The organism is Candidatus Rickettsiella viridis, assembly GCF_003966755.1.
GTDB classification, from domain to species: Bacteria; Pseudomonadota; Gammaproteobacteria; order Diplorickettsiales; family Diplorickettsiaceae; genus Rickettsiella_B; species Rickettsiella_B viridis.
This window is the reverse complement of record NZ_AP018005.1, coordinates 372,361-394,601: the sequence shown is the minus strand read 5'-3', so window position 1 is coordinate 394,601 and position 22,241 is coordinate 372,361. Positions and strand designations below refer to the sequence as shown.

Here is a 22,241-nt window from a genome sequence, read left to right as displayed (position 1 = left end):
TATGCCATTTATTCCTCATACCGACGTCGAAGTACAAGAAATGCTAGCCACTATCGGCGTGCATAGCACGGATGATCTTTTTGATGAAATTCCTACACACCTAAAAAATACTGAACTCAAACATATTCCTACCGGATTAAATGAAATGGAAACAGCGCGTCTTCTACAAGAACGCGCCCAAGAAAACAAAAAAGGGCTTTGTTTTATCGGTGCCGGTGCTTATGAACATCATATTCCTGCGGCGGTTTGGGATCTGACCAGTCGTGGCGAATTCATGACGGCGTATACACCCTATCAAGCAGAAGCAAGCCAAGGAACCTTGCAACTCATCTATGAATATCAAACGATGATGACCAGCTTGACGGGCATGGATTATTCCAATGCATCACTCTATGACGGCGCTTCTGCACTTGCCGAAGCTATTTTAATGGCGGTTCGAGCTAATAAACAAAGCAAATCAGCACGCATTTTAATTACTAAAACCTTGCACCCCTTTTATCGTCAAACGATACAATCCATCGTCACACAACAAAAAATTGAACTCATTGAAATTTCTTACGGTGATCACGGTAATACACCCTTAACCGCCCTAGAACCGTGGAATCAGCAAGATATCTGTGCCTTAGTCATTCAACATCCTAATTTTTTTGGCTCATTTGAAGCCGTCGATCAATTAACCGATTGGGCACATGAAAATAATAGCCTTGTTATTGCTGTAACAAACCCTATCGCGTTAGGATTAATCAAAGAACCAGGACAATGGGGACAAAAAGGCGCTGACATTGTATGTGGCGAAGGTCAACCGCTTGGCATACCGCTGGCAGGTGGAGGACCCTACTTTGGCTTTATGTGCTGTAAAAAAGAATGGGTCAGACAAATGCCAGGTCGAATTGTTGGACGTACCGTAGACAAAACGGGCAAGACCGGATTTACACTGACCTTACAAGCACGCGAACAACATATCCGTCGTGCAAAAGCCACCTCTAACATCTGCACTAATCAAGGATTGCTGGTTACCGCAGCAACCATTTATATGAGCTTATTAGGCGCTAGGGGCTTAAAAACAGTAGCGCAAACCGCGCATCACAATGCACAAAAACTAGCTAAACAATTAACACAAATTGCTGGCGTCGAATTGGTTTTTCATTCACCCTTTTTCCATGAATTTGTCATTCGTTTATCAAAACCTGTTAATACCCTATTAAATGATTTGGCAAAAATTGGCATACAAGGTGGATTCGATTTGTCTGCACTCTATCCTGAATTAGGAAATACTTTATTAGTCTGTGTCACTGAAACAAAAAACCAAGCTGAACTTGATTTTTATCAGCAACAGCTTTTGCACCTATTAACTTCACACTCATAAAAATTATGCTTATTTTTGAACTTAGCCAATCGGGTCGTATTGCCAAAGCACAAATCCCGGCCAACGATAATGCCAGCGATTTTTTTTCATCTATTCCTGAAGGTTTATTACGCAAAACAGAACCCTTACTGCCACAAGTTTCGGAACTACAAGTCGTACGTCATTTCACGCGCTTATCGCAAAAAAACTTTTCTATTGATACCCATTTTTATCCATTGGGTTGATGCACCATGAAATATAATCCACGTGGCGTACACCGCTTAGCCTCCTTACCAGCGTTTTTAAACCAGCACCCTTTAACACCCGCCGAAAATTGTCAGGGCACTCTACACTGTTTGTATGAGTTTCAAGAAATTTTAAAAGAAGTAACCGGTATGCGCGGTGTTTCTTTATCGCCAATGGCCGGCGCGCAAGGTGAATTTGCAGGCGTTGCCATGATTAAGGCCTATCACGAATCGCGCGCTGATATAGAACGTACCGAATTTCTTGTTCCTGATGCCGCACACGGTACGAATCCCGCTTCTGCGGTGATGTGCGGTTATAGCGTACGTGAAATTCCGACTAACAAAGAAACGGGCGACGTGGATTTAGCGGCATTAAAAGCGGCAGTGGGTCCTAAAACAGCGGGAATTATGCTAACCAATCCCTCCACCTTAGGCATATTCGAAAGACAAATTGAAGAAATTGCTAAAACCATTCATGAGGCCGGTGGCTTACTTTACTATGATGGTGCCAATCTCAATGCCATTTTAGGTAAAGTCCGACCTGGCGATATGGGATTTGATGTGATGCACCTGAATTTACATAAAACATTTGCCACACCCCATGGAGGTGGCGGACCGGGTGCGGGTCCGGTTGCGGTTGGAGAACGGCTATTACCCTTTTTACCTATTCCTACGGTTGCTTATGAAAATAAACAATATCGCTGGTTAAATTTAAACGATAGACCACAAAGCATCGGTCGGTTATCTACTTTTATGGGTAATGCTGGAATCCTGCTACGTGCTTATATCTATGCGCGTTTACTGGGTTGTAATGGATTAACACGTGTTTCAAAGTTCGCCACACTAAATGCTAATTATTTACTGACTCGACTTAAAACCATTGGTTATATTGCCGCGTTTTCACAACGGCGCGCTAGCCACGAATTTATTCTAACCTTAAGAAAGTTGCAGAAAGAATACCATATCTCTGCCATGGACATAGGCAAGCGTTTACTCGACTTTGGTTTTCATGCGCCAACGACTTATTTTCCTTTACTCGTTCCAGAATGTTTGTTGATTGAACCGACTGAAACAGAATCAAAACAAGAATTAGATGCGTTTGTTGCGGCGATGGAAAAAATACTGTGTGAAGCAAAAGAAAATCCAGCTATGCTGCAGAATGCACCACATCATTTACCGGTACAACGCTTAGATGATGTTAAAGCTGCAAAAGAATTAAATCTAACTTGGAAGCAAACCAATGCATTAGAGGAAATAATTGGTTAAATAATTGATTCTTTCATCCATTGTGCTGCCATATTGACTGCCCTCGCATTGAGCTCAACATTATGTACTCGTAAATAATCAACGTGATGGGCAGCTAATTGATAAGATAAAAGTGCTGTTTCAATATCCCTTTCTACACCTAACTTATCGGTCACTAAATTTAAAAAGGATTTCCGCGAATGCCCCACTAATAACTGACAATCAAGACCACGAAAATAATTTATATTTTTTAACAAAGATGCCGATTGCTGGGCTGTTTTTCCAAAGCCAATACCAATATCAAAAATAAGCTGTTCGGGTGCAACACCGGCTGCAATTAACTGTTTAAATCGCTGTTTAGCCCATTCAAAAATTTGCTGACAAATATTCGGGTCAGAGGACAACACCTTATTTTTATCGGCCGGAACCCCTAAATTATGCATCACCACACACTTTACCGCATTTTTTACCGCCAGCTCACCCATTCTACTATCAGCAAAACCACTGACGTCGTTAATCCAATCAATCCCTAATTCCAAGGCTTTTTCAGCAACCTGATAATGGCGCGTATCAATACTTAACTTCGGTTTTATAGGCCAACGTACTGAACTATCCTTTAATACACTTAAAATAGGCGCAAGCCGACACCATTCATCTTCGGGTGAAACAGGTTTTGCTCCAGGACGGGTCGATTCTGCGCCTATATCCAGGATCTCAGCACCCTCTAAAACCAATTTTTCCGCTTGGGCAAGCGCCTCAGGCAGCTCAAGAAATTGGCCTCCATCGGAAAAAGAATCCGGTGTAACGTTCAAAATTCCTACTAACTGAGTCCCTAATAAACGATGAGGCAATTGTCTGGTATTAAATGGTGCTTGACCTGAAAATCGTGAACCCCATCGCCCGAGTAAATCCGACAAGTCGCGTTGTGGGTGCTGCCATTCTGGAAGAAGATCAAGCAAAGGCCATAAAGCAAAAGGTCTTTTTTCTAATTCAGGATGCGGTATCTGCAACATCGCTTGATTAGTCTGATAATCCCCCCAAGCTAAAATATCAATATCGATAATCCGAGGTGCCCAGCGCTGGCTTTCCTGGCGGCCTAACTGCTTTTCAACCTGTTTAACGGCGGCTAAGAGCTCGGTGGGCGTTAAAGACGATTGACAGCGAAGTGCTAGGTTTAAGTAAGGCTTATCCCAGGCCAGTGGCGCATAAGCTGGCAAGAGCGCCGATGAACTATAAACAGGTGAAATTTTCACCACGGTTACCGCATGCGATTTTTGCAATAACTGTACTGCACGGCGTAAATTATTTACACTATCGATTAAATTACTACCTAATCCGAGTATCAACATATTTTTTTGGGGTATGGGCTTGCCTTTTTTTAGTGAAAGGTTTATAGCTTTCTCTGATAAGGTATAATAAAAGCATTACTTTCTCTAAGAGGTCAAGCAGCGTTATGGATTTCGAACAACAACAAACCCGTTTACGAAAACTAATAGCCCATGGCAGAAAATTAGGCTTTGTGACCTATGCGGAGATAAACGACTGTCTCGTTGAAGAGAATGACTCTGACGGTGAAGCGGGGGGAAATAGCACCCATCACCTTGGAAGCAGCGCTTCCGAACCTGAACATGATCAATCGCAGCTTGAAGAAATCATCTCCATGCTGAATGAACTGAACATTTCAGTCTGTGAAGTTCCACCCGATATAGAAACCCAACTAATACCGACCAATCTTTCTGATGAAGAATCCAGCTCAGATAATACCTCTACTTTAGGAAATATAGGCGCTGAACTAGGCCGTACCACCGATCCGGTTCGTATGTATATGCGTGAAATGGGTACGGTTGAATTATTGACCCGAGAAGGCGAAATCAAACTTGCAAAACGCATTGAAGAAGGTCTTCAGGCTATCCTGGTTGCACTTGCACAATACCCAGAAAATATTGCCTATGTGCTGGATGATTACGCGCGTTATGAACGCCAAGAGATTCGTTTAAACGATATTATCAGTGGCTTCCTTGATCTGGAGGAACTCTCTATCCCATTGGAAATTGCGACTAAAGAAGATGAAACCATCAGTGACGATGAAGGAATGGGTGAAGAAGAAGATGATGATAGGGGTGGCAAAGGAGGAAGTAAATTTGCTTCATCCATAAAAAAAGAAGACAACGAATCTGACGATGACAGTGACGATTCAAAATCCAAAACTGCAACCGCTGACGATGAAGGATTTAGTGAACTCGATGGAGGGCCTGATCCAGAGCTCGCTCATGCGCGCTTTGCTGAATTACAATCACTTTATCAAGCCTTTTTAACTGCTCAAAAAAAATATGGGCGTCATGATAAAAAAAGTTTAAAGCAAGCATTATTAGTTTCTGATGCTTTTACTAAATTTAAACTTATTCCACGCCAACTCGATAAATTAACTCGAAAAATGCGTTCTCTCTTAGAAGAGATTCGAACCCAAGAACGTAATATCATGCGCTTATGTATTAATGGGGCTAAAATGCCTCGACAAATTTTTATTGATTCTTTCCCAAAAAATGAAACGAGTGAGAAATGGCTTAAAAAACATATTCTCTCTAAACAAAGCTATGCCCCAGCATTAAAAAAATTACAACCGTCGATTGTTTCTGCGCAAGATAAACTAAAAGATTTAGAAAAATCGGTTGACATGTCGATCGGGGAAATCAAAGAGATCAATCGTCAAATGTCGGCAGGCGAAGCAAAAGCACGACGTGCCAAAAAAGAAATGGTTGAAGCTAATCTTCGTTTAGTTATTTCGATTGCAAAAAAATATACTAATCGCGGCTTACAATTTCTTGATTTAATACAAGAAGGTAACATTGGTTTAATGAAAGCAGTTGATAAATTTGAATACCGACGCGGTTATAAATTCTCAACCTATGCCACTTGGTGGATACGACAAGCCATTACACGTTCCATTGCTGATCAAGCGCGTACCATTCGTATTCCGGTACATATGATTGAAACCATCAATAAACTCAATCGTATTGCACGTCAAATACTTCAGGCCACGGGCAAAGAACCTTCTCCAGAAGAACTCAGTAAAAAAATGGAACTACCTGAAGATAAGATCCGTAAAATTCTTAAAATTGCTAAAGAACCTATTTCCATGGAAACACCGATTGGTGATGATGATGGCGATTCACATTTAGGCGACTTTATTGAAGATACAACGGCACTATCACCCATTGACGCAGCAACGATTGAAGGCCTGCGCGAAAATGTAAATGAAGTACTTGCCACACTCACCCCTCGTGAAGCAAAAGTATTACGTATGCGTTTTGGTATCGATATGAACACCGATCATACTTTAGAAGAAGTAGGTAAACAATTCGACGTAACACGCGAACGTATTCGACAAATTGAAGCGAAAGCATTGCGTAAACTGCGTCACCCTACACGTGCAGAACCCTTACGTAGTTTTCTTCCACAAGAACAGTAATTATTAAAGTTAAATAGCAAATTGCTAAAAGGACTTAAATTGATTACAATTTAGGCTCCTTTTTATTAACAGCCCATCGCCTGGTTAAGTGAGCAGGATCAGAAAAAGCAACGCTTTTCCCCGCGAACGCCCGAAGCAGGAAGCGTAGGGCCGGCTTCCAAGCGAGCAGGATTGCGTAGCGCAGGAAGGAGCAGTGTAGATTCGAACGAAGTTATTGTAGTAAGGGCCCATAGCTCAGTTGGTTAGAGCAGCGGACTCATAATCCGTTGGTCCTAGGTTCAAGTCCTAGTGGGCCCACCAGTAAAATCGATGATTGATTACTAAGGATGGCAATCAAATTTATGAAAGGAACACACCCTAAACAGCATTCTAAATTTAGCTTAATACTTATTAAACTTGCCGCTTGTTGTGGACTTCTTATAGCGCCTTATGTCCAAGCAGCTAACATTCCTCGAGCACCACAAGGTTCACAACTTTTACCTCAAGCGCCGAGTGAACATACACAAAGTTTCCCAAGTAATACTGGATTATACATCGAGCCGCTTCAACCCATACTAAGTACCAATAAGGCGACTTTATATGTTCGACAAATTAAAATTTGCGGAAATACTTTATTTAATACCCCCACCCTACATGCTTTAGTAGCCGATGGAGAAGGCAAAACTTTAAACCTTAACCAGCTCAATGCCCTTGCTGCCCGTATTTCCCATTATTATCAGCAACATGGTTATCAATTTTCACGCGCTTATATTCCAGCTCAAAATATCCAAAACGGTATCGTTCAATTTAACGTTCTAGAAGCCCGTTACGGCACTATTCGAATAAAAAATACCAGTCGACTCTCTTCCTATCGAGCCAATCTGATGCTTAGTGCTCTGAAAACCAACGACTTCATAGAAGGATCCAAGCTAAATCGCAGTTTACTATTACTTGATGATCTACCTGGTATTGTGACGAGTAGCACCCTGGGCCCTGGTAAGACGGTGGGTAGTTCAGATTTACAGGTTTTCATTAAGCCGACTGACCTCATGAATGGATTTATAGGAATAGATAACTATGGCAGTCCCTATACTGGGAGAACACGGTATAATGCTTCTTTACAATTTAATAATCCAACGGGTCAAGGCGACCATATGGTTATAGAAGGCGTCAGCTCTGGCCGAGATCTCATGTAGGGTCACTTTGACTACGATTTCCCTCTATATCCCGGGTTTAACATGGGAACAAACTACTATGGTATGACTTATCGGTTAAGAGACAACTTAGATCCATTACAAGCACAAGGCAGCCTAAATGTTGGTGATTTGTGGTTCTCTTATGATTGGATTCGGCAAGTTAATGTTAATCTCTGTAGTACGCTTAGATATGTTTACAAAAATCTGCATGATGATCTGAAAACAGTTGATATCTATAGAGCACGCCACTCGAATAGCGCCAGACTAGAAAACACAGCGGAATTTCGTGACGTCCATGGTATAACGAATGCTTATTTAGCGCTTACTCAGGGAAATATAACTTATAATAGTACACTGGAAAGTGAAATCAACTCACTTACTACTAAAACGGCTGGTAGTTTTACTAAATTAAATATCCATCTTTCCCGAGAACAACAATTTACTCGCAACACTTCTCTGTTTTTGGATGCTGATGGTCAGTGGGCGAGTAAAAATCTCGATTCATCAGAACAATTTACATTAGGTGGTCCATTTGTCGTTCGTGCTTATGACGTGGGTGCAATCAGTGGCGCACAAGGCTACACCGCAACCGCCGAGCTTCGACACATACTGGATATGGATATTCCTGGTATCTGGAGACCCATGATCTTTATTGATGCGGGTCGTATACAGCTTTATAAAGATAATTTTATAAATGAACCTAATTTATTTAATCTTTACAGTACGGGTGTGGGGCTTGATATAAGCTGGAAAGGTTGGGGATTACATGCTCGTTTTGCTCACCGCATTGGCCCAACACCGCCGCCTAATATAATACCCTTAGTGAATAATAATCAAATATGGGTCCAGTTTGGAAAAAGTTTTTAACTATCACCTTTACTATAAAGGTAGATACATTATACAAAAAAGTATTGTATTTTGTAGAGTGTGGAAAAAATAAAAAGGAAAGCTATGCCATCGCCATATAGTTATGATTTACGTACGGGGGTTGTGAAGCACTATGAAACTCATGGTTCAGGACCTTTCGACTACTTATGATTGCCTAACACTCAAAGAATCCAGTGGAAACGTGAAAACAAAGGCGGACTATCAAAATAGGCATAACCATAAAATTAAAGATTATGTTTGATGGCTATTGTGATTCCCTTCTTTTTGAAACCTATCTTGAACAGTGTTCGTTACCCAAAATATCTCTAGGGAACACTATTATTGCATATAATGCAGCTTTTCATAAATCAGTAAGAGCAAAGGCCTTAGTTCATTTAAAAGCATGCGAATTAATCTTCTTAGCACCTTACTCACCCGATCTTAATTCCATTGAACATCTATGGTTCCCCATTAAAAATAAGACCACAGCTCGATCAAAGAGAAAATCGACAGCGTTACCGAATTGGCTCTCTTATATTCGTCTGAATCTATAGGGTAAAGGCTATAAAATATAACTTCACTTAATTTGCTGCACTTTATATTAATTGCTAATCTCTATTTATATAAATATTACCTCTGGCTGACTGGTACATTGATAGCATTCCGCATCACGGAGAGATTCAGACCTTCATATGTTCTAAATAAATTGCCAGTAAGAGGTTTGTCATAGGATCGATACAAATATCCCGTTAACGGTTTATCTAACACTGCCGCAACGTTTCGTTGCGCATTAAGATAGGGTTGAATCATAAGTTCAGGTTCAGGCTCAGGTGGTGGAAAAAGAGGGTAAATATCAGCGGTGGTATAAAGCGTGGATCCACCCAACATTGTATAATTGGTTGACTCAGATCCACCTATGTTAACGTTCTCAATTGCGATTGGAATATTTCGACCAGGGCCTGGGTTTACAAATACCGCCTGTGAATAGCTAATCCCTATGGCGTCACCGGGTTCAGCGCTAGTGCTAGTCAATTGTACAGTGGCCACCGTTGTACCGTCGTACCGTTTGCTGAAACCTATAACTTTCACTGAAAATGGACGTTGAGTAATATCAGCAAAGCTGTAAACATTCGGGTTGTTAACCACGTAGTTTCCTCCATTTGGACCAGAAACCTGAATATTGTTAACGTCAACCCGCTTCCCATTCCCCACATCATCACTCTCAAAGGTGGCACTGGTATAGCTATAAGTAACATTATCACCGGATAATATGTCATTGCTGCTAATACTCGCTGTAGCTGTCGCATTTTTATCATATTGCTTATTGTTAGCCACGGCGGTTACATCGATACTTCGTTTATTAATATTTGCGATAGTGCTAATTGTAGACGGATAAGAATAGTTTCCAGCATCCGCACCGCTTGCAGTAATGTTACTCACCGTTACTGGTTTATTGAAACCTGCATTTTTATTGTTAAATAAAGCCGTCGTTCCAATAGGACTAAAATTAATCACATCGCCCATGATAACATCATTACTTGGGATTAATGCGCTTACTGTGGCAGTAGTCGTTCCATTGTAAACCTTATTATCAACCACGGCGTTCAATGTAAGCGGAAGTTTCGTAATATTAGCCGTTGTATTGTTTGTGGACAGATAAGAATAATTATTTATATCTGTACCGCTACCTACAATATTGCTTACCGTCACTGGTTTACCATTACCCACATTCTTCGTATCAAACGTAGCGGTGGTTCCCGTAGGACTGAAATTGACCATATCACCCGTGACAACACCTACTGGTGTTAATGTACTTATTGTTGCGGTAGTCGTTCCATCATACACCTTATTATTGGCCACCACGTTCAATGTCAGCGCACGTTGCGTAATATCCGCCTGTGTGGTGGTTGTCGACGGAAAGGAATAGTTTCCAGCATCTGCACCGCTTGCGGTAATGTTGCTCACCGTCACCGCTTTATTATTACCTACATTCTTCGTATCAAACGTAGCAGTCGCTGTAGCCGGATTGAAATTAATTACATCACCCGATATCACATTATTGGGCGTTATGGCCGCTAAGATTGCGGTAGTCGTCCCATTATAAACCTTGTCATTGGCCACCACGTTCAATGTCAGCGCACGTTGCGTAATATCCGCCTGCGTGGTGGTTGTCGACGCAAAGGAATAGTTTCCAGCATCTGCACCGCTTGCAGTAATGTTACTCACCGTCACCGCTTTATTATTACCTACATTTTTCGTATCAAACGTAGCGGTGGTTCCCGTAGGGTTGAAATTCACTATATCACCCGTAACAACACCTATAGGCGATAATGTGCTTATCGTTGCGGTAGTGGTTCCATCATACACCTTATTATTGGCCACCGCGTTCAATGTCAGCGCACGTTGCGTAATATCCGCCTGCGCGGTGGTTGTCGACGGAAAGGAATAGTTTCCAGCATCTGCACCACTTGCGGTAATGTTGCTCACCGTCACCGCTTTATTATTACCTACATTCTTCGTATCAAACGTAGCAGTCGCTGTAGCCGGATTGAAATTAATTACATCACCTGATATCACATTATTGGGCGTTATGGCCGCTAAGATTGCGGTAGTCGTTCCATTATAAACCTTGTCATTGGCCACCGCGTTCAATGTCAGCGCACGTTGCGTAATATCCGCCTGCGCGGTGGCTGTCGACGGAAAGGAATAGTTTCCAGCATCTGCACCGCTTGCAGTAATGTTACTCACCGTCACCGCTTTATTATTACCTACATTTTTCGTGTCAAATGTAGCGATCGTGCCAATAGGACTGAAATTAACTGTATCACCCGTTATAACATCATTGGGCGTTATAGCGTTTATGATTGCGGTAGTCGTTCCATCATAAACCTTGTTATCCGCCACCGCGCTCAATGTAAGTGCACGTTGCGTAATGTTTGCGGTTGTCGTAATACTAGACATATAAGAATAATTATTTATGTCCACACCGCTGCCTATAATATTGCTCACCGTCACAGGTTTATCCCTACCCACATTTTTCGTGTTAAATGTAGCGGTCGCTGCAGCAGGATTGAAATTAACCGTATCCCCTGATATCAAATTATCGGGCGTTATGGAGACTAAGATTGCGGTAGTCGTCCCATCATAAACCTTGTTATCCACCACCGCGCTCAAGCTAAGTGCACGTTGCGTAATATTCCCTTGCGTATTGATTGTCGACGGAAAGGAATAGTTTCCAGCATCTGCACCGCTTGCAGTAATGTTACTCACCGTCACCGGTTTATTATTACCCACATTCTTTGTATCAAACGTAGCAGTGGTTCCTGTAGGGTTGAAACTCACTATATCGCCCGTAATAACACCCGCCGGGGTTAATGTGTTTATCATTGCGGTAGTCGTTCCATCATAAACCTTACTATTGACCACCGCGTCCAATGTCAGCGCACGTTGCGTAATATCCGCCTGCGTGGTGGTTGTCGACGCAAAGGAATAGTTTCCAGCATCTGCACCGCTTGCAGTAATGTTACTCACCGTCACCGCTTTATTATTACCTACATTCTTCGTATCAAACGTAGCGGTGGTTCCCGTAGGACTGAAATTGACCATATCGCCCGTGACAACACCTACTGGCGTTAATGTACTTATTGTTGCAGTAGTCGTTCCATCATACACCTTATTATTGGCCACCACGTTCAATGTCAGCGCACGTTGCGTAATATTCGCCTGCGTGGTGGTTGTCGACGCAAAGGAATAGTTTCCAGCATCCGCACCACTGGCAATAATGTTGCTCACCGTCACCACTTTATTATTACCTACATTCTTCGTATCAAACGTAGCAGTCGCTGTAGCCGGATTAAAATTAATCGTATCCCCTGAGATAGCATTCACCGGCGTTAATGCTGTTACCGTTGTGGTAGTCGTTCCATCGTAAACCTTGCTATCAGCTGCCGCACTCAATGTAAGTGCACGTTTCGTAATATCGGCGGTTGTAGTGGTAGTAGGTAAATAAGAATAATTATTTATATCTGCACCGCTACCCACAATATTGCTCACCATCACCGATTTACCATTACCTACATCCTTCGTGTCAAACTTAGCGGTGACTCCCGTAGGGCTAAAAATCACCATATCGCCCGTGATAACACCCACCGGCGTTAATGTGCTTATCGTTGCAGTAATTGTTCCATCATAAACTTTATTATTGGCCACTGCATTCAATGTAATTGGAAGGGGCGTAATATCCGCTGCTGTCATAACAGTAGGTTGATAAGAATAATTATTTATGTCCGCACCACTACCCACAATATTACTTACCGTCACCGGTTTATTATTACCCACATTCTTTGTGTCAAACGTAGCGGTGGTTCCCGTAGGGCTAAAACTCACTATATCACCCGTGATAACACCCACCGGCGTCAATGTGCTTATCGTTGCGGTAGTTGTTCCATTATAAACCTTGTTATTCGCCGCCGCGTTTAATGTCAGCGCAAGTTTCGTAATATTGGCAGTTGTAGTGGTAATAGGTAAATAAGAATAATTATTTATGTCTGCACCGCTACCCACAATATTACTCACCGTCACCGCTTTATTATTACCCACATTCTTCGTGTCAAACGTAGCGGTGGTGCCCGTAGGGCTGAAACTCACTATATCGCCCGTAATAACACCCATCGGCGTTAATGTGGTGGTCGTTGTAGCGGTGGTTCCATTATATACCTTGCTCTGCGCTGTCGCCGTTAGGGTAAGCGGACGCGGGGTTATATTCGCTGTGATATTATTCAAAGAAACCTGTACTAGCAGATATTTACTGGCATTAGCACCAGACAAGCCCGGCTGGGTGACGGTCACTGGCTTTGAAGTTCCCACATTTTTATTGTTGAAGGTGCCGCTCAGTGAGGAGACAGAAACAGTATCTCCTGGAAGGATCCCTGACAAGGTTCCTGTTACCGTAGCCAGCGTAGTGCCATCATACACTTTATTGCTGGCACTTAGGTTAGGTAGGGTTAGAGGATAATAAGATACTGTTCCTGGAGGGCAATTGGCCCCTGGTGTTACCACTGGTGCATTGGGTGGGCTGAAAACCGGGTATAAATAACTGCCGGTACCCATCGCCCAGACACTACTAAAATTCCAGTTTGGATTAACATTACCATTGGCGGCAGTAGCCGAGGTGAAATTAGCCTGGGTCTGCATATTAGCAGTAGTCATCCCTACAACATTAGCACCGCCTGCGGAAGTAGCCCGTCCGCTAGTTATCGTATCCCAAAATGATCTACCCGTGACAGCACCACTAAATTGACCTATTAGCCCACCAATATTAGTTGCTCCCACTGAACCATTCACGCTACCAATTGAGTAACCATTGCTTAGAGTCCCGCTTCCAAGGAATCCAATTAATCCACCAATAGCAGAAGGAGGAATCGCTACCCCCGGAACTGCGGTAACCGAAACGTTGCCTGAAGCATACACATTTGTAATTGCCCCTGCCGCATAATATCCGAGTAAACCACCAAACGCATTGCTTGAAGCTACAGCCGTTACCTTACCGGTGGCATAGGCCCGACTAATAGAACCGCCTGGCATATAACCTACTAAACCACCTACAGAACGAGTTCCAGAATTAGCCACCGTACCTGTTGCGATTAAATTACCTGTTGCATAGACATTACTCAATGCACCACCAATGTTTTGCCCTACCAATCCCCCATAATTCTGAATAAATGTCTGGAGCCCATTCCCTACCGGAACAGGTCCTGGCGTAATGCTGACGTTACCTGTTGCATAAGAGTTGCTGATATTATTAGCATTGAGACCAACCAGCCCACCAACATTCCAGCTTTGCCCAAAAGTGAGATTACCGGTCGCATAAGAGCTATCAATAGTACCGTTATTAACCCCGATTAAACCACCATTACTGTCATAACCGTAATCCCCAGCATTAAGAGTCGCTGTTGAGTAAACCCCTTGAACAACTGAGGCAGGATCAGTAAAACCAATAAAACCACCGAGAATACCATCATAGGGCGTAATCATGGTACCCGTGTATGAGGAATTTTTGATTGTGGCATTATTATAACCAGCAAAACCACCGATATAACGATTATGGGCACCTGTTGTCACGGAACCTGTCACGGTATTGTTGGTATAAGTCCCACCCGTAATAGATCCAGAAAATCCCCCAACATAGTCACTTATATCATTAATGCCTGTGGCAGATACATTGACACTACTAGTAATACAATTTCCTGAGGAACCTGGCAAGGCAATACCAAATACACCACCGACGAAGGCAGCATTTCCTTTAACACTTCCAGAAACCGTGATATTGCTGACAGTACCATTGTTAGTTCCAGCTAGGGAACCCACATAGGCTTGTCCTGAAACGTTGACATTACTTAAAGTCAAATTCTTAACGATCGCCGCCGCACTAAGCGTATTGAATAAACCGACACTGATGTTACTTCCCGTAATAGTCAAATTGCTAATCGTATTATTCAAACCATCAAACTTACCGCTGAAAGTAATGGGAGTGAAGTTCGCTATCGAGCTCAAATTAAGATTCGTTCCCAATGCATAATTTCGGGTATTATTGGGTGCCGTTGCAATTGCAGCTAGATTAGCAGGGGTATTAATCAGCATATAAGGTGTAAAAGTGGTTCCTGCTCCGGCAGTCACGTTTGTAAACGTCGATGGGGTCCCAAACGTAGCAGGGTTATAGTAGAAGTTAATGGCACCGCCCGCACCACTAATGTTGATACTTCCTCCTCCCATAACGATAGTACCTGTACCGGTAGCACCTGAATCTGCACGAACATTCAGCGTTCCGCCTGCCGTATTGGTTATCGTACCACCACTGTTAAAGTTAACATTTCGAACGGCATTCAGCGTCAGAGAATTGGTGTTACTCCAGGTAATAGCATTGTTAACGTTTAGGTTTCCTGTTCCTGCCGTCTGTCCCTGGGCAGAAGATATAATGATATTGTTGCTGGCCAGCAAAGCACTAACTTGGGAGCCGGTAATGTCGCCGCCACTGGCCGCAATAGTATAGTCCTGCGGATCAATCGTCCAAGTACCGGCCGCACCCTCACTGGATTGAGTGGTAATTTTGACCTCAGGAGCAATCTTCACGTGGGCTGCTGAAGTTTCTATACTTCCTCCTTTGCCGCTATGTGGTGCAGTAGCATCCAGCGTTCCACTGACTGTCGTGGTTCCTGCATCCATTCCACCTAGCAGGATAATTTCGCCTTTATGCTTACTTACTGTCTGAGCTTCTACTATCCCACCGTTGTTCACGGCACTGCTTAACAGGCTGTCATGCGCGCCTGCTGTCATAATAACCGTACCACCATTGGCCCGAATAATTTGCTTATTTTCTACTAGGTTATTCAAGGTACTTTTGTCTATTCGAATTCCCGTCAGCTGATTTTCTGCAAACGTCACCGTGACCTGACTACCTGCTGCCAACGCCGTTGTTCCTTGAGGGGTAGTAATACGGCCTTGATTGCTGACTATATTAGCAATCATCGCTACATAACCTCCCTTTGCTGCCTGGATATTACCTTTATTGATTATGCTGCCAGTGCCAGAACCACTGAATTGGCGCTGAGATTTATTGAGTTCGCTATCCGCTATATCTAGGGTTGAAGCCAGCAATCCCCCGACATTCACGGTTGAATTTTTCCCGAATACCACCCCATTCGGATTAATCAGCCACACCTGTCCATTGGCATTCAAATGACCTTGGATCTGGCTTGCTTGATTGCTACCTAACACCCGATTTACAGCAATAGCATTACGGCCCGGCTGAGCAAAGTTAACTGTTTCTTTTGGCGCAATATCGAATTGATTCCAATTCAACGACAAATTCTGGCTCTGCTGATTAATGGTGGTGGTATTGCCAGACTGGCTAATACTTCCAGTCCCTGCGGTCACCTGAGCACCGATGGGAGCGGATTGGGCATTCATCATAGCGTTGCTAAGAATAAATAATAGGATTAGCTGTTTGAGAAACACGCGCGTGGTTCGTATAGTTTTAGATATGATTACCCACATTTTGGCGACACTATCCCTGGCGACACAACAGATAAAATGCATAAATATGGCCTAATGATGGCGTTAGCAACATTAACGATCGGCAGACAAAGAAAATCTTGTACCATTCCTAGATAAACCGTATTGTCTATCCGCTATATTTTTGGATTTTTAAGAGAATAATGGGAAAATAACTTGATTTGAAATTATTAGGCAACCCATTAGGTCTATATTATATCTATATACAGCCATTCGCAAATAATAACCTCATGGCGGCGATTAACTAAGAAAAATAAATTCTATCTAGAAAATAATATTCACGTTTACAATATCCCTATATGAACCGATACCCACATTTTGTTTAGGCGGTATTTGTCCATACACCACCAGAATTTGTTGTAACCCATTTCCTATTCTGAGCTTGGTATCTACACCAATAATATTACCCCAATTAATCGTATGCGTTGGATTTTGCGATAAGGTATATCGAATCGATGAATTCTCTGGTCCTGACATGCTACGTAATCTTGTTGTCGCCGCACTCCCGGCACCCTGATCAAGGGCTACATGATAAGGTGTATTTAAAGTACAAAGCACTCTCAGACGTGCGGTTGATTCGGTAGACGTGCACGCATTCGGATTATACAAACCAAAAATCAACGGCGTCGCACTAATAGTACAATCGCTAACTACATCTACACCGATCATCATCGATGATGTATTTATTACTGCAAACGCTGGACTGATACTGAGCAATAAAAAAAATAATAAAGCAATCCACTTAAAGAAAAAACCCACGATTAACCCCCTTCTGTCCAATGGATAAACATCCTGGCAAGAAATTAATCCCTTTTATACGCTTCAACTTGAATTTTTATCTGCGTTGCCGCTTCCTATCTTAAGCCTAATAGATGGATGCCTTATTATCCAGTCAGGTTTTATCGATAGGATTTTATAGCAATTTAATAAGTAACGGTAACAGTGACACTGTCGATATAGGTTCCTGCACCAACAGTCTGTAAAGCAGGAATTCGGCCAAAGACTGTATAATTTCTTGTCTGCGATAATGCAATAGCTGTATAAGAGTCGCTGACAGTGACCGATCCTCCGGTAGCATCACCCCAAATGGAAGTAAATCCCGCTGTTGTATATAAATTATAATTTAAGTGCACGCCCAACAAATTCATAAAACGAGGTGAATAGGTAGCGCTTGCGCCTTTACCCAAGCTAATAACATACGATGCCGTAAATAGAACTAATGCCGAACAGGTTACCGCTACGTTACCATTTGCTGTATCGGCTGTTCCTAAGGTTGGATTATAAGTACCAAAAGCCACCCCCGTCGTTCCAACTGAACAAGAACAACCCAATCCTGAGCAGGCGGCATAAGCTGCTTGACTATAAAAACAATAAACAAGCACACAAATAAAATAACGCCACCCTACCCCATTAATTTTTTTTAGTAACATGGCACTTCTCCCAACTCAATAATCGGATCGTCCGTCTTAGGTAGATTGACCGAAAAATAGTAGACATGTTGATCCCAATGCGCTGAACCAACCAGTGTGGAATCACTAATATCAGGAATATAAACTTCACCCTCATAACCTACCGGGTAAGTCATACAAGCATGGTCTGTGTTTAGTACAAGCTCTGCACCAACAGGTACGGGTTGACCGTTAGGTGCTAACAAGTGCATCACCACACCTTGTATATGCTTGACTGGAAATTTTACTAAAACACCACTCGAATAATAGGGGATTGCCGTTTGGGTTGTCATGCCTATTTGTGTATCTAAAGGTAAGGTAGTTGGCTCTATTGCTATTTTATTTTCCTGATAAGTCAATAACTGTGTTATTAATAAATTACCCGATTTATCGGTATGCCCCATGAGTTGATTTTCATAAAATACATCGACGCCAGGGAATTCAGGCACTTGTACTAATGCGAAACTATTCTTTAATTTGCGCGCTAAGAAACCATTACCGGCAAAATAAATAACACTGCCACTCGCATCTAATTCGTAGCTAGCTAATCCGCGACCTTGTCCTAGACGGGCTGTGTAGGCACCTACTTCATTTTGCAGGGTAATATCCGCGCCTGCATACCGACTGCTATTATTACTAGCAAACAAGTTATAACCATAACCTGTACCCAAAGGTACGGGTTTGCTAAACTGCAAGACATCTTGAAATTGATGATTTTGCCAATTACTAGAATTACTAATTGCATGATTAATATCAGGTGCAAAAACCAGCGTAATAAAAGCCTGATTAGTTTGTGAATTACGTAAATCACCCACAAAACCAACCGTCAATGAAATATTTTTAAATAAGTTATGACTATAGCTGGCTGTTACTAAACGCGCTGTCGGTGTATTAGAAAATCCATTCGCAGTATTAAAATTTCGACTATTAATCATGGTATAGCTGGTACTCAGCGATCCATAGTCTGTCAAACTATAACCAAAAAATAATTGATTAATCACACTAGGCGGCGATGTATTGGGTTGGTCACCTAGCTGTAAATAATTTAAAGTGGTTAAGCTGGTGTTAAAATCATAACTAAATTGTGCCCCTTGATGCACAAAACCTAAAGCTAATAATCCTCCCTCACCTAAAGAATTATGTCCCCCTGAAACTGCTAACGATGCTACCCCATATTGATTTAATAAATAATCCGCTGAAAAACCGAGTGTTTGTTGATCAAATAACACTTCGGCGTGACCACCTAAAGTCAGATGATCAGTAATACCCCGTTGATAAGTTGCTACGCCTAAAAAACGTCCGTAATCATTACTATCAACGCCGTAATTATCCCGTGCAAAACCTGCTTCATAAGAGAAGTTAACTAAATTAGGTTTTAACAATAAAGGGCTAGCATAATAAGGGAAACTAACTACTTGGCTACGACCCAAAAGATCTTGGGTCACAATGTTTACCGTACCTGCTCCAGAAATAACCGGTATATTGTTAAAAATATAAGGTCCGTTATTAACGATTTGTTGTTGATTCAAAACACTATTAACAAAGACATCCACCGTGCTAGGTATAGCTGCTTCGCCTTCATAACCAGGCAAAGGAAATGTCACTAAATTGGGCTGTGTATTAAAATTAGTAGCGTATTGAATACCTGCAAAACGCACTGCCCCACTCCAATAGGTGGATCCGGTTATCGCATCTCCGAACCGCCAACTCGCTATTTTTTCTGGCTCATCTAATGTCCAAGTCGTATTTAAACGTACCAGCTTATTGGATTGACTCGTCAAAAGAGTGATGTCGTTAGCATATTTGTTATAGGCTAATACATCGGCTGTTCCCACTCCTAAACGGTTAAATAAACCCAAGCCCATTAATGCGGAAAGATTCGTTTGATTAATCTCTGGACTATTATTTTTCAAACCAACCATATCATAATTTAAGAAAGCACCGGGCTCTTTAGGGCGTAGCGCACCTAAGCGTTTACTGAGCGGATCAAAGGTTTGGGCGGTAAATAATGAGGCGGGTACCTGTAATGATAACTGCATGGCATACTGATCGAGCTGGTATGTTAATCCTGGATACCAATTTAGTTGATAAAGCTTCTGTCCTTCATATAAAAAAGGTCTATGGTGGGGTAAATGCATGTGCCAGCGACAAAACGCACTTCTATCAATCCAAACATGGCCTAAGCGGTCTTTATAAGCCTGTGTCACATCTGGCAATAAAGATTCATTTAGTTTTATTTCAAGCAACAAAGGAATTAAGTAAAATTTCTCTTTTTCCGTTGTTGGTGGTTTCTCTAAAAATCCCGTTTCCTGCTTGGCTTCGGTAACAATGCTATTTAATAAACAAAAAACAATAAAGCAAGCAACTAATGAATATTTAAAGTCGATGTAGAACCGATTTTTTGCTTTGTCCATTAATATTTGACTTAATATCCGTATATTTAGTATTGGAATTAACCGCTACTATCCAGCTATGTGACTGGTGAGGTAAAACATAGGCGAAAGTTGATTTTTTTTGAGGCATAACGGCTTGCGGTTCTTTAGACAATAACTGCCATTCCTTGACAAACAAAGTGACATTGCCATCGTTGTATAATTTCAATTTGATGTGCTTTGGATTTAAACGTTGTGTCGACCACACAAATTGTTCGAGAACATGCTGGGGCTGCACAAACAATGGCAAGGAAATATCCATCAGAAAATAAAGTGTTTGGCCTAATTTCTTCTGTCTAGGTTGTTCTAGCTCTTTAATATGTAAGCGATAAGTCTGTTGTGAGGCATTAAAAACCGGATGTTTTAAGGCAAAACGAATCACTTGTGTTTTATGTGGAGGCAGCTTAAACAAAGGTGGAGTCATTAAAATATCATGGGATTTTTTATAGATATCCTTACCTTGATTTTGCTTCCAATCAACTAAGCTTAATTGTAATAAACCACTTTCCTCACTCTCATTAGTAACGCTGACAACACCGATCATTTGTTTTGAAGATAAGAAAAGCTGTACGGGTGTGACACCATAAACATTCGCGAAAACAGGTGAGGTTAATAAAAACCCCAACAACAGTAAACCCAACCGGTACCCTACATCCATGCTTAAATAGCCTTATTATTGCGTATTAATCTATTAAAAGTTTACAGTGATGGTTACCGAATCGGAATAACTACCTGCCGCAACAGCCTGTAATGCCGTAATTTTACCGTAAACGTTAACCGATTGAGAGGTACCTGTTGCCACAACAGCAGCCGGGGTATCCGTACCGGGTGTATTTCCCCAATTGGTGGTACGGCCCGTATTTTGGAAAAGACCATAAGCAAGCCCTGCAGCCGAAGTACCCGTCATCCTACGGGTGGTGACGGTTGCACCCGTAAATGTTCCGGCATTAAGCCCGATAGTATAAGAAGTACCATTGGTACAAGTTACTGGTATAACACCTTGTCCGGCAATATTATCCGTAGTACTGGTTGGATCGTAATTACCAAACGCAACGGGTGTTACGGTTCCTACTAAACAGGCAGCAATTACCGTCGCACTCACCGGTAAAGTTCCCGTTGCCGTAGCCGCCCAAGTAAGCTGGCTCATAAACAAAGTAAATAAAATAAGTAAAATCTTTACTCTAAATAACATTGCTATAACTTCCTTATTAAAAGTCAATATAAGATTGAACTATGTATAGTATGCCAGCACTTCAAGCCAATCAAGATAATTTATATATTTAATATTTTAATATAATCAATCCATATTATGAAATAATGCCCAAGCAAAGCATTTATACAATTTTTTAAATTATCAAAGCAAGAAAGAGCAGAAAGTATGCTTAATAGATCAATTTGAAGTTAAACGCAGCTAAGCACTAAAAATTAACCGTTATATTCACGGTATCCGTATAGTTACCGGGAGATACGGTTCCCGTTTGTGAGGCGAAAATTCGACCTGGAACAGTGACTGATTGTGCTGCACCAGTACCTACCCCAGCTACTGTAGAACCCGTCGTACCATTTCCCCAAACCGTGGTACGCGTCGGATCGGTGTAAATAGTATATTGTAGTGTTCCTGCTGGTGATGGATTAGTCAATATACGTGTCGGTATTGTTGCACCTACACCTGAACCTGCATCAAGCGCAATGTTATAGTTTGATGTAGCCGTACAAGTGACTTGCAACAAACCATTTACATCAAGGTCTACACCCGCCGTATAAGTACCAAAAGGAAGTAAGTTTGCAACGCCAACAGAGCAAGCTGCCGCAACATTTGCCGTGATTGATAACGTTCCTGGCACCATTCCGGCAAATGAAAACTGAGAAATAAATAAAAGTACTAACCCGAATAGAACATTCCGTGCTTTGAACATAATTGATATCCTTACCAAATAATCTAAAG

The 22,241-nt window shown here is 41.9% G+C and carries 11 protein-coding genes, 1 tRNA gene and 2 pseudogenes; 6 read left to right on the top strand and 8 right to left on the bottom strand.

What is annotated here, in order from left to right:
* Window position 1 precedes the first annotated feature (1 nt).
* Together gcvPA and gcvPB are read left to right on the top strand one after the other, a co-directional pair.
* The gene (gene gcvPA / locus DMP02_RS01830) at window positions 2-1,366 is read left to right on the top strand and encodes an aminomethyl-transferring glycine dehydrogenase subunit GcvPA (protein ID WP_126322396.1); all 1,365 of its coding nucleotides are present in this window, start codon (window positions 2-4) and stop codon (window positions 1,364-1,366) included.
* 5 nt (window positions 1,367-1,371) lie between these two features.
* Window positions 1,372-2,856, top strand: a pseudogene (gene gcvPB, locus DMP02_RS01825) (aminomethyl-transferring glycine dehydrogenase subunit GcvPB).
* On the opposite strand, the gene folP reads toward gcvPB, so the two are convergent.
* On the bottom strand, window positions 2,853-4,184 hold the full coding sequence (gene folP / locus DMP02_RS01820) for a dihydropteroate synthase (RefSeq protein WP_126322395.1): 1,332 nt from the start codon (window positions 4,182-4,184) through the stop codon (window positions 2,853-2,855). The pseudogene gcvPB and the gene folP overlap by 4 nt on opposite strands.
* Before the next feature lie 104 nt (window positions 4,185-4,288).
* Here folP and rpoD point away from each other — a divergent pair, with 104 nt between their 5' ends.
* From rpoD to DMP02_RS07535, 4 genes and pseudogenes are all read left to right on the top strand, one after another.
* A complete protein-coding gene (gene rpoD, locus DMP02_RS01815) occupies window positions 4,289-6,304 on the top strand; it encodes an RNA polymerase sigma factor RpoD (RefSeq protein ID WP_126322394.1) in 2,016 nt (671 codons plus the stop codon).
* Between the two features lie 223 nt (window positions 6,305-6,527).
* Window positions 6,528-6,604 (top strand) — tRNA-Ile (locus DMP02_RS01810).
* Between the two features lie 26 nt (window positions 6,605-6,630).
* A pseudogene (locus DMP02_RS07320) lies at window positions 6,631-8,346 on the top strand (ShlB/FhaC/HecB family hemolysin secretion/activation protein).
* Window positions 8,347-8,600: 254 nt separating this feature from the next.
* The gene (locus tag DMP02_RS07535; protein WP_126322391.1) at window positions 8,601-8,900 is read left to right on the top strand and encodes a transposase; all 300 of its coding nucleotides are present in this window, start codon (window positions 8,601-8,603) and stop codon (window positions 8,898-8,900) included.
* A 76-nt stretch (window positions 8,901-8,976) separates the two neighbouring features.
* Here the strand turns inward: DMP02_RS07535 and DMP02_RS01790 are convergent, their stop codons facing one another.
* The 7 genes from DMP02_RS01790 to DMP02_RS01760 all read right to left on the bottom strand — a co-directional run bounded on the left by DMP02_RS01790 (window position 8,977) and on the right by DMP02_RS01760 (window position 22,212).
* On the bottom strand, window positions 8,977-16,314 hold the full coding sequence (locus DMP02_RS01790; RefSeq protein ID WP_172593957.1) for a YDG domain-containing protein: 7,338 nt from the start codon (window positions 16,312-16,314) through the stop codon (window positions 8,977-8,979).
* A gap of 366 nt (window positions 16,315-16,680) precedes the next feature.
* Window positions 16,681-17,175: a Csu type fimbrial protein gene (locus DMP02_RS01785; protein WP_126322389.1), complete on the bottom strand. Its 495-nt coding sequence runs from the start codon at window positions 17,173-17,175 to the stop codon at window positions 16,681-16,683.
* A 164-nt stretch (window positions 17,176-17,339) separates the two neighbouring features.
* Entirely contained in the window at window positions 17,340-17,846 is a 507-nt protein-coding gene (locus tag DMP02_RS01780; protein WP_126322388.1) for a Csu type fimbrial protein, read from the bottom strand.
* Window positions 17,837-20,278, bottom strand: coding sequence for a fimbria/pilus outer membrane usher protein (locus DMP02_RS01775; RefSeq protein ID WP_126322387.1), 2,442 nt, complete (start codon window positions 20,276-20,278; stop codon window positions 17,837-17,839). Before DMP02_RS01775 ends, DMP02_RS01780 begins: the two co-directional genes overlap by 10 nt.
* Window positions 20,241-20,954: a fimbrial biogenesis chaperone gene (locus DMP02_RS01770; protein WP_126322386.1), complete on the bottom strand. Its 714-nt coding sequence runs from the start codon at window positions 20,952-20,954 to the stop codon at window positions 20,241-20,243. Before DMP02_RS01770 ends, DMP02_RS01775 begins: the two co-directional genes overlap by 38 nt.
* A 33-nt stretch (window positions 20,955-20,987) precedes the next feature.
* Complete coding sequence (locus DMP02_RS01765; RefSeq protein ID WP_197720789.1) at window positions 20,988-21,488, bottom strand: Csu type fimbrial protein; 501 nt, start codon at window positions 21,486-21,488, stop codon at window positions 20,988-20,990.
* A 226-nt stretch (window positions 21,489-21,714) separates the two neighbouring features.
* Complete coding sequence (locus DMP02_RS01760; protein WP_126322385.1) at window positions 21,715-22,212, bottom strand: Csu type fimbrial protein; 498 nt, start codon at window positions 22,210-22,212, stop codon at window positions 21,715-21,717.
* Window positions 22,213-22,241 lie beyond the last annotated feature (29 nt).

What these genes read in the sequence shown, in the direction of transcription:
- gcvPA (WP_126322396.1), top strand. Translation starts at nt 2, where the DNA reads ATGCCATTTATTCCTCATACCGACGTCGAAGTACAAGAAATGCTAGCC.
- folP (WP_126322395.1), bottom strand. Translation starts at nt 4,184, where the DNA reads ATGTTGATACTCGGATTAGGTAGTAATTTAATCGATAGTGTAAATAAT.
- rpoD (WP_126322394.1), top strand. Translation starts at nt 4,289, where the DNA reads ATGGATTTCGAACAACAACAAACCCGTTTACGAAAACTAATAGCCCAT.
- DMP02_RS07535 (WP_126322391.1), top strand. Translation starts at nt 8,601, where the DNA reads ATGTTTGATGGCTATTGTGATTCCCTTCTTTTTGAAACCTATCTTGAA.
- DMP02_RS01790 (WP_172593957.1), bottom strand. Translation starts at nt 16,314, where the DNA reads ATGATGAATGCCCAATCCGCTCCCATCGGTGCTCAGGTGACCGCAGGG.
- DMP02_RS01780 (WP_126322388.1), bottom strand. Translation starts at nt 17,846, where the DNA reads ATGTTACTAAAAAAAATTAATGGGGTAGGGTGGCGTTATTTTATTTGT.
- DMP02_RS01775 (WP_126322387.1), bottom strand. Translation starts at nt 20,278, where the DNA reads ATGGACAAAGCAAAAAATCGGTTCTACATCGACTTTAAATATTCATTA.
- DMP02_RS01770 (WP_126322386.1), bottom strand. Translation starts at nt 20,954, where the DNA reads ATGGATGTAGGGTACCGGTTGGGTTTACTGTTGTTGGGGTTTTTATTA.
- DMP02_RS01765 (WP_197720789.1), bottom strand. Translation starts at nt 21,488, where the DNA reads ATGTTATTTAGAGTAAAGATTTTACTTATTTTATTTACTTTGTTTATG.
- DMP02_RS01760 (WP_126322385.1), bottom strand. Translation starts at nt 22,212, where the DNA reads ATGTTCAAAGCACGGAATGTTCTATTCGGGTTAGTACTTTTATTTATT.